This window comes from Acinetobacter sp. YH12251 (assembly GCF_013417465.1).
Taxonomy (GTDB): domain Bacteria; phylum Pseudomonadota; class Gammaproteobacteria; order Pseudomonadales; family Moraxellaceae; genus Acinetobacter; species Acinetobacter amyesii.
In genome coordinates this window covers 1-1,541 of record NZ_VPDZ01000052.1, presented here as the reverse complement: position 1 = coordinate 1,541, position 1,541 = coordinate 1, and the positions used below count along the sequence as shown (strand labels likewise).

The 1,541-nt window shown below is 32.2% G+C and carries 1 protein-coding gene and 1 pseudogene; one reads left to right on the top strand and one right to left on the bottom strand.

Annotated features, from left to right (window positions below; translation table 11 throughout):
• Positions 1–145, top strand: a pseudogene (locus tag FTV27_RS17005) (IS5/IS1182 family transposase); the annotation flags it as partial.
• A 1,024-nt stretch (positions 146–1,169) separates the two neighbouring features.
• Here FTV27_RS17005 and FTV27_RS17305 read toward each other — a convergent pair.
• Positions 1,170–1,331: a hypothetical protein gene (locus FTV27_RS17305; protein ID WP_257230054.1), complete on the bottom strand. Its 162-nt coding sequence runs from the start codon at positions 1,329–1,331 to the stop codon at positions 1,170–1,172.
• Between the last annotated feature and the right edge of the window lie 210 nt (positions 1,332–1,541).

Here is a 1,541-nt window from a genome sequence, read left to right as displayed (position 1 = left end):
AAGAAGAATTGGGGTTGAGCATGTATTTGGTAGTTTAAAAACTTTCAAAATCCTTGCCGAGCGATATCGTAATCGAGGAAAAAGACTGGGCTTAAGATTCAATTTAATTGCGGGAATCTATAATTTAAAGCTGAGCAAAAAATGAATTATGAAAGAAGTCTAATGTAAATGAAAAAATAAGGGATAATTTTTCAACATTTCTTTTAGTTGTGAATCAGCTATTTTGTGATATCTATCATTCCCATAAAAAGCTTTAAATGAGGTATTAAATTTTATATTTGATATTTCTCTCCAGTAAGCACTGGGAAACATACTCAAATAAAAGAAATCAAATGGTTCCATTAGTCTTTTAAATTTTCTCTCATCCTTATATATAATTGTACAAATTCCTTTTAGATAAATATTGGTATAGATATAAAGACTTATGAAGAAGATCCACAATAAAATAAAGAATAAAAGCCCGACCATTCCGATGAATGTTGTAGGTTCAGTTTTATATAACTTAATAATAAACTCTATCATTTATTTTCCATAACTTTTTCAACTAAATCGTATGATTTACCAGCATAGTGACCTGCAATCTCAGATGTACCTTTAGCGGCAATAGCAGCTCCAGCAGCAACAATACCAATAACAATTAATCCTGTTCCACCTGTCGCAAGACAATTAAATAACTAGCTTTTTTAGAAGAAACCGAGGTATTAACCTCGGTTTTCGATAGAACTCTAATTTTTTTTAAAATACTGGTCCACAGAGTAGCCAAGAAACAAAAAGAGCAAACTTAAAATTCCAGATAGCATAAATAGATAATGAACATAAAAAAACATTGGGTAATTTTTCAAAAACTCTTTTAACTGATAATCACCTATTTTTTGATATATATTATTCCCATAGAAAGCTTTAAATGAGGTATTAAACTTTATATTTAATATCTCTTTCCAATATGCACTAGGCAAAACACTTAAATAAAAAAAAATCAAATGGCTCCATTAATCTTGCAAACCGTTTCTCATCCTTATACACAATTTTGCAAATTTCTTTTAGATAAATATTAATATAGATATAAAGGCTTATTATAACCACCCATGCCACTACAATAAATAAAATACCAACTAGAATAATAAATAAACCAGGTCTATCTTTAGACATAGATAATAGAATTTCCAACATTATTTATTCCTAATTTCGTCAATATAGTCATAGGCTTCACCTACGCCATATCCTGCAATTTCACTAGCACCCTTTGTAGCCATTGCTCCTGAAGCAGCCACAATACCTATTACAATCAACCCAGTTCCACCTGTGGCGAGTCCAATCACAATAGCACTCACTACTGCTCCAGCAACCAAACCAGTACCGACTTTGGCAGTCTCAACAATCGTTGTTCTTGCTTTGTCTTCTGGCGCGGCTTCATATACTGATGTGTGCTGAATTAGCAGGAGACTTTCACTTGGGAGATTCTAGGCAGCTAACCGATAAAAGTCTTCTGCCATTTGATTTGGTGTCTTAAAATCCAAGCCTTTTTGAATTCTTCGCTGATT